The sequence below is a fragment of the Desulfonatronospira sp. genome, assembly GCA_003563255.1.
Taxonomy (GTDB): Bacteria; Desulfobacterota; Desulfovibrionia; order Desulfovibrionales; family Desulfonatronovibrionaceae; genus Desulfonatronospira.
The window spans coordinates 1-7,665 of the sequence record PWSL01000196.1; the positions used below are offsets into that span (position 1 = coordinate 1).

Consider the following 7,665-nt stretch of genomic DNA (forward strand, 5'->3'; position numbering starts at 1 on the left):
CCCTCGGGCAGAATATTCAGATAATCCATGCCTGCACGCTGGAGCAGGTCCTCCAGAATGTCCTTTTTCTTAATCAGTACGAATACTTTATGTCCTTTCTCTTCAAGGTTCCTGATAGTATTCTTGAACAAATGAAAATGGGCCGGATGACCCAGGTAGATGAGAATTTTCATGAATAACTCTGAGTTTTACTGGGGATCTCTGTTCCGCATCAAACACCAATCAAACAAATTGACCACATAAAAACAAAACAATATCAGCAGTTTGAGTAAAAAAAAATGCTATCTGGTTTAGATTGGCAACCAGGCATCAAACAAAAATGGAAAACATTTATCAGGCCCACCATGGTACTCGATTCATTTCTGCCTGTTGAGTTCCATCACCAGCTCATAGACCTCAGTGCAGGGGTTGTCCTGGGAAGGTTTTCTGGGATTGTATTGATTCATCAATTTTTGCGCGTTTTCAATGGCCTGCTCTTGTCTATGAAATAAATCCGCATACATTTCAGGATCATTTTTTTCATATCTGCGTCCGAGCCTGTCAGACAACATATCCTGGTATTCCTGCCTGGTATGGGCTGAGGTGATATAGTCGAAATGCAGCACAAACCAGAGTTCAAAAGCTTCATTGGACAGGGCGGTTTTAAGTTTTCTTTTCCGGGCCTGCTGCCAGGCATTGTCCACATTATGGGCCGGGAAAGAATCCCTGTCGAACACGCACCAGACCTCATCATAGGGTTCGTTATTTTCCCGGGCCGATTCTTTCAGTCTGACAGCCTCCCTGACCAAGGACAGGGTGTTGTAGCCTTTGCCCACAATTTCAACAACCGCTGAGGTTACCCTGAATCGCTTAAAATAATCAGGTTCTGTTTTTTCACCCTCGCAGACTATAAGGATTCTTTTAAAAGGCGCTCCTCTGAACTCTGTTTTTCTCCTGAAAGAATCCCTTCTATTCAGCCAGGCTTCTTTTCTTAACTTATCACCCTTGGCCATCTGCCATCTGCCCCATGTTTACCCCGCCTGCCTTGTGAAACCATCTTTCGTTTCACTGGGTGAAATTTCTTCTTATTTCACTGGGGCCCTTTGCCCTCTCGCTCCCTCGCTCCCTCGCTCCCTCGCCCACTCGCAAAGTCGCCCCCTCGCTCCATCGCCCACTCGCAAAGTCGCCCCCTCGCCTAGGTCGGTTCTTCAGTCCTGCCGTCTTGCTCATCACTTTCCCTTGCGCCGAAAGTAGTCACAGGCTCACTTAGCACCGGCACAGCCCCATACCGGCCCTGCATATAATCCTTGTCATAGGATGAGTCCGGTCTGACCCGAAAATCAGACAAAGAATAAAGCTCAGAGCTTCCCACGTCATTTTTGCTGACCATCCACAGCTGATCCCTGCGAAAAAATTTATGGCTGAAAAGGGTCTGGTCATGGGTGGCGAAAATCAGCTGGGCGTTTCTGGGGTTGGTCTGTTCTGAATGAAACAGATTGATGATCAATCTGGTCAATTTGGGATGAAGACTGCACTCCAGTTCATCTATGATCAGGGCGCTCCCGTTATCCAGGGCGAAAAAGATCAGCCCGGCCAGATCGAAAATTCTTTTGGTCCCTTTGGATTCCATGGCCAGTTCAAATTTTTCCAGGCCGACTTTTGCTCCCTCATCGTTGTAACTGTGATGATGAGCAACCGGCTTTTTTAGTCTGATGGTATCTTTCTTTTTGCCGGTTTTCTCCATGTCCCTTGAAATAGCTAAGCTGAGGGCTTCGGGAAGATCTGAAAGCGGATAGTCTGCCTCATCAAGCTCCATTTCTGAAATTGAGTGGTCAGCCAGCCTGATGAATTCCACGAGTCTCTTTCTCTGCAAGGACTCCTCCAGGATAGCCATTGAACGGCGGAAGATATTCCGGGTATCATCAGTGACCACCTGCAGGCTGGAAAACCACTGCAGGATTTTTCTGGCCTCGGGCTGATTGAACTGGGCAGCCACGGAAATAAACAGAGCGTTCTCCCGCGTTTTTTCTTCCAGTCCGGAAACCCTGGTCATACCCTTGCCGAATTCAAACTCGTCTTCCCTGCGGATAAACAGTCTGGCTTCGCGCCCCCTGGGAGCAGCAAACAGCCATTCAAGGCGCACCCGTTCCCTGTCGGCTGAAAATCCGTATCTGTACCTGATGCCGTCCTGGACAAACACGGCCTCCATTGTTGTGGGCTCTTCAGAAGTCCTGGGATTCAGAAGAAACGGGTTATGGGGAAAAGGTTCCTCTGCCTGGCTTTCCTTGGATGAGTGCATGACCATGCTCCTCATGAAAGACATGGCTTTAATCAGGTTGGATTTTCCCCCGGCGTTGGCTCCGTAAATGGCGGCGGATTTGAGCAAGGTAACGGGCTTGGACCTGGATGCCCGGGCGGGCCGGTGACTGAAGGTGTGCGAGGGGTATTCCCTGATTGCTCCGGCAACCATATTCAGGGTGTTGGAATCCTTGAAGGAAAGAAAATTTTCCACAGTAAATTCAATAAGCATATTTTTGCCTTTTAAATATAGTTTTGGAGAAAAAAAAGAAAATATGCTTATTAAATAATGTTAAAACAATTTTTGTGCAAGAAGAAACTGCCTCCAAACGTCTTTCGCCTTCAACCGCTCCCTCGCAAAGTCGCCCCCTCGCTAAGTTCGCTTAAGTCGCCCAATCGCCCCCTCGCTTAAATCGCCCCATGCGCTTCACTCAACGCCAGCATCATCCAGGCCTGAGACCAGCGGATATAGGGTATCTTATTGGTGAACAGGGGATATTTGCGGTAGTAGAAATAGCCTTTCTTGTCCTGCATATTCTCAATGGTCCAGTGGGCAATGGTCTTGGCAAAATCAAGATAATCAGGATGATATTCCTTGAGCAGGGCAAAAGTGATGATGCCCTGGCTCTGGTTGTGGATGTCCACCGGCCATTTTTTGGGCAGCCTCCACATGGATCTGCCGTTGGGAAAAAACTGCTCTTTTCTGTAAAATTCAAGACCTCTGGCTATGGCTTTTTCTATTTCCTTCCGCAAGATTCCGCCCTGTTCACGGATATTATGCAGTGAGACCAGAACAAACCCCTGGTGAAAATCAATCTGCCTGCGCTCGGTGTTTTTCTCCGGGTCAAGGCTGTAGTACCAGGAGCCGTCATCTTTCTGCCTGGACAAGACAAAACGTGTTGCCTGTTCAATACGCTCATCAGGGCTTACGCCTTGTACCAGACAGGCCTTGAGCAGTATCTCAGCCGCGTGCAGGCTGGCATTATAGGTCGCCCCTTTTGACTGGTGGGTATAAGCAAAAGAAATTCCCGTATCAAATTCAATGACCGGGATATCCCTGGATACGTATTCAGCAGCGCTGATAATGGCCTGCCTTGCCTTTTCATCATTTTTCAATTCATAATAAGCATGTATCCCGTCCACAACATGCTGCGTGACCACCACTGACGGCAGAAACGCTTTTTTATATTCTTTAGGAGTAGCCCAGGGGAAATTATATCCCCAGGCCATGCCGGAATATCCTCTGGAATAGTTGTTTAGCAGCCAGTCAAAGATCCATTCGGCCTTTTCCAGACAGGCCTGTCCTCCAGTCTTTCTATACAGATTGCAGTATGCCTTGAGAAAAAGACCCATGCCCTTGGGGTTGTAGTCTTTTTTGATGCCCATAAGCGGGCGGATATTTATGGGATTACGTTTCTGGAACTGAGTGGCTACTGGTGGCCCCCATTTGCTGAACCAGTGAAAAGGAACCCGGCTGTTAAGGATGTCATAGGGATCATAGCCCTGGAACTGCTGGGTTTCAACGTACTTTCTGACAAGATGCAGGGATTTTTCCAGATCGATTGAAGAATCCATTATAACCAGAACCCGCTATATCTGCTCTTCGATGAGGATTTTTCTGTTTTCAAGGATGCTCTGGTTCACCTTGAATGTAGCCAGAGTGCTGAGCCATAATTCTTCAAATGGGATAGGGGTTGTTCCACCGTCTTTTATTGCCTTTAAAAAAGCCTGAACACATGCTTTATGGCCTTTATCCTGTTTGTACTTGATCTTTTTAATTTTGTCCTCGTACAGGATAAGCTCTTTGAAATCATTAATCACGGCCACCTTTCCAGCACAAAATATTTCAAGGTATTCCTTGCTCATCTGTTTGTTGCCGTTGGAAAAATAATTGACGGAGGCAGTGCTCCCATTTTTCATTTTCAGGTTCACCACCACTGTGTTGTTCAGGTTGTCCGCATCGGATAAGGCCTCAGCCGAAACTGAAACAATGGGGCTGCCTGCCAGGTGCATGGCCAGATCTATGAAGTGGCAGGCTTCGCCGATAATCCGGCCTCCACCGATTTCTGGATCATTCACCCAGTGGTCAGCTGGCATTACGCCGGAATTGACCCGGATCAGGATGGATTTGGGCTGTTCAGGGAGAAACTTTTTTTGGAGTTCAACTACAGGCGGGGCAAAGCGGCGGTTGAACCCGACTATTAAATGTTTTTGCGTACCTTGTGCAGTCTTTTTTTCATAAAGAGATCTTATTTCGGCCAATTCAGCTTCATTCATGGCCAGGGGCTTTTCCACAAACACATTTTTGCCGTGCTCTATGGACTTTAACACGCTTTCAGCATGCAGGTTATGCCTGGTTACCACGAAAATGGTGTTTATATTTGTATCAAGAAAAAGATCATCAGCTTTTTCCGCGCAATAGCTGAACCCGCTTTTGTCCGCCACGTAGCGCGATGTATTGCCCCGGGCCGTGCTCACCCCGACAAAGTTGCAAAGTCCTTTCATGCCGGGCAGAAGTGTTCCCTGGGCAAATGAACCAGCACCCACGAATCCGACGTTGACTTCTTCAGGGGTTGAAGAAAACTCTTTAAGCCTGATGGTTTTTTGAAGATCTGCCTGTTCATCATATTGAATAAGCATTCCAGCGAAAGGTTCTTTCCTGGAAAGAATCAGATCATAGGCTTCTGGAGCATTTTCCAGGGTAAAGGTATGGGTGATCAGCTTGTCAATATTTAGCTTATTGGCAGACAAAAGATCAACAAAAGACTGCATGTTCCTGTTTTCAGTCCAGCGCACCTGGCCTATGGGGTAGTCAATGCCCTTTTCTTCATATTCAGGGTCATATCGACCCGGGCCATAAGAACAGGACATGCGCAGATCCAGCTCTTTTTTGTAATAGTTGGCCCGGCTGAAGCCGGTGGGCACTGCTCCCACCACCACCACCCTGGCCTTTTGCCTGGCAACTGATCCAGCAAACTCAACCGGATCAAGGGAGGATGATCCCGCAGTGATGATTACCGCGTCAGTGCCGTATCCCTTGCTGTGTTGCAGAACAATATCCTCAATACCGGCCTGGTTTCTAAGGTAAACCTTTTCAATCCCGGCGGCCCTGCACAGTTCCAGTTGATCGTCAGACACATCCATGCCGATTGGATGCATGCCTGAAGTTTCCAGAATAAGATAGGTGAGCTGTCCAATCAGGCCCATGCCGATTATCAGGCAGTTGGAACCCATCTGTATTTCCGCCTGGCGGATGCCCTGGATGGCAACTGCTGCGATGGTTGCAAAGGAAGCCTGCTTCAGGTCAACGTGTTTTGGAACCGGCACAGCCAGGTTGACCGGAACAGAGACAACATCAGCGTGAGGAGCTGCCCCGCAGGCAACATAGTCTCCGACCTTAAACTTGGTCACTCCCTGGCCAATAGCTATGACTTCTCCGGCGCAGCTGTAGCCAAGGGGTGATGGCGCCTCCAGCTTGTTCATGACCAGCTTATAGGTAGGTAAAAAGCCCTTGGCCTTGATCATCTCAATAACCTGGCGGACTTCCTTCTGCCTGCTTCTGGCCTTGGCTATGTATCCCTTACGGGCGTCGGTTACTGTTTTGCCTTCAGTTCCGGCGCTGATAACAGAATAGTGATTCCGAACCAGAATATGCCCAGTATTTAATGCTGGAAATGGTACTTCCAGAATTTCCATTTTTCCGGATTTGAGCTGTTGGGTGAGTTGTTTCATGTTTTTGATTGCTTTTTGATATTTATGTCTTCTAAAATTTCCTGAAAAACGTTTTTCATATTTTCTTCAAAGTGCTGCAATGTATATTTTTCTTCATATTTTTTTCTCCCAGCTTGGCCCATTTGTTGGCGAAGCTGTGGGTTTTTGATGAGGATTTCTATTTTTTCAGCCAATTGCTGGGGTGAGGATTTTTCAACAATAAATCCAGTAACTTCGTCATCTACTATCTCTGAAATTGCTCCTTCACGTGTTGAGACAACTGGCAGATTAAACTGCATGGCTTCCAGAATAACACCTGGAAAACATTCCCAACTCATCTTTGTTGGAAAAACAAAAATATCAGAGTCATGATAAATTCTGCATTTTTCATCGTTATACTTCGGACCTAAATACTGAATTTTTTCCCTTAAGCCCTTGCTTTTTAATGTATTGTTTAGTTTGTAACTGTTTAAGTCAGCTTCTGCACCAACAATGATACCCTCAAACTTAAACTTCTTATCATTGATAATTTTTAAAGCTTCTAAAAAATCCAAAATTCCCTTACTTATTATAAGATTTGATAAAAATAAAATTTTTGGGATATTATTGGATAAGAGTGCTTTTGATCCTATAAAACTAGAATCTGGAATACCATTTGAAACTACAAAAGGTTTGCCCTTATAAACATCCTCTATATCATAAGTAAGCAAAGATGAAAGACAAATGACATATTCATTACAAAAACAAAATTTATAAAATAGCTTTGATAACTTAGATTTGTTTCTAATTCCCTTCCCACGCAGGTGAAATACAATCGGAATATTGAATAGTTTCATCAAGCATACAAAGACAAAATCTCTTGCAAAGGCAAGGCCATGGGGTGAAATTTGAAAATATATGATAGCAGGTCGAAAATTCCATAACTCAATAATAAGTTTTTTTATTGTATACATAAATACAAAAAGTTTAGATAATTTCAACTTGCCCATATCAGCACGACTTTGCATATAGCTTATACAGATAGAATTGATACTGAAAGTGCTTCTTAGAATTTTGCTCTCATGTACACGCTGGTTCATAAGGGTTGCTCCAGTGGTTGGTGGGGGAGTTTTGATAAATAGTAATATTCTAGATTTTTGGAATGACATAATTTGTAACTGTTTTTACATTATAAGTAGCTATAAGTACTTGAAAATGCTTTTATAGCTTATAGGTTGAATTGCAATTAAAAATTTAATAAATTGATTTATATTTAAATTCCTTCTTTTATGTAGTTCTTTAAAAGTCTGAAAGATCATTTTTCTGTTTTGAGCCCTAAAATATAAATTATGTAGTCTTAAATAATAATCCAGTTCTGTTTTGTGTGTTATAGATAGCCTAAAGCGCTCGTTATAAAGAATTTTTCTAATTACACCAATTCTATAGCCATTATCTACTGCTTTTTTCCACAGAAAATAGTCTTGGGCTCTGTATTTACTTTCATCATATAAACCAATTTTTTTTATATGATCAGTTCTAAACATGACCATACCGTGTGCATAAGAATGCCTTCTAGCTTGTATTCTATATTTTATAACAGGCCAAAAGTGGGAAATGTAAAAATTAGTTAACACATTATCGTTAACGTCTACAATTCGTCGCCATGAAAAACATAATGATGTATGATGGTTTTTTTCA

Annotated in this window: 6 protein-coding genes; all 6 read right to left on the reverse strand. The window is 44.3% G+C overall.

Annotation, left to right across the window (positions count from 1 at the left end):
* Positions 1 to 356: 356 nt before the first annotated feature.
* Entirely contained in the window at positions 357 to 992 is a 636-nt protein-coding gene (locus tag QZP87_RS05670; RefSeq protein ID WP_291321952.1) for an RloB family protein, read from the reverse strand.
* Between the two features lie 182 nt (positions 993 to 1,174).
* Positions 1,175 to 2,509 (reverse strand): ATP-binding protein, encoded by a 1,335-nt coding sequence (locus QZP87_RS05675; protein ID WP_291321953.1) that lies wholly within the window; start codon positions 2,507 to 2,509, stop codon positions 1,175 to 1,177.
* A gap of 176 nt (positions 2,510 to 2,685) precedes the next feature.
* A complete protein-coding gene (locus QZP87_RS05680) occupies positions 2,686 to 3,852 on the reverse strand; it encodes a hypothetical protein (protein WP_291321954.1) in 1,167 nt (388 codons plus the stop codon).
* A gap of 15 nt (positions 3,853 to 3,867) precedes the next feature.
* Complete coding sequence (locus QZP87_RS05685) at positions 3,868 to 6,009, reverse strand: bi-domain-containing oxidoreductase (protein ID WP_291321955.1); 2,142 nt, start codon at positions 6,007 to 6,009, stop codon at positions 3,868 to 3,870.
* Positions 6,006 to 7,067, reverse strand: coding sequence for a glycosyltransferase family 4 protein (locus tag QZP87_RS05690; RefSeq protein WP_291321956.1), 1,062 nt, complete (start codon positions 7,065 to 7,067; stop codon positions 6,006 to 6,008). Before QZP87_RS05690 ends, QZP87_RS05685 begins: the two co-directional genes overlap by 4 nt.
* A 99-nt stretch (positions 7,068 to 7,166) precedes the next feature.
* A partial coding sequence (locus QZP87_RS05695) for a hypothetical protein (protein ID WP_291321957.1) occupies positions 7,167 to 7,665 on the reverse strand: 499 nt, incomplete at its 5' end.

Bases quoted from the DNA above. Each gene is read 5' to 3' on its own strand.
- QZP87_RS05670 (WP_291321952.1), bottom strand. From the start codon at position 992: ATGGCCAAGGGTGATAAGTTAAGAAAAGAAGCCTGGCTGAATAGAAGG.
- QZP87_RS05675 (WP_291321953.1), bottom strand. From the start codon at position 2,509: ATGCTTATTGAATTTACTGTGGAAAATTTTCTTTCCTTCAAGGATTCC.
- QZP87_RS05680 (WP_291321954.1), bottom strand. From the start codon at position 3,852: ATGGATTCTTCAATCGATCTGGAAAAATCCCTGCATCTTGTCAGAAAG.
- QZP87_RS05685 (WP_291321955.1), bottom strand. From the start codon at position 6,009: ATGAAACAACTCACCCAACAGCTCAAATCCGGAAAAATGGAAATTCTG.
- QZP87_RS05690 (WP_291321956.1), bottom strand. From the start codon at position 7,067: ATGAACCAGCGTGTACATGAGAGCAAAATTCTAAGAAGCACTTTCAGT.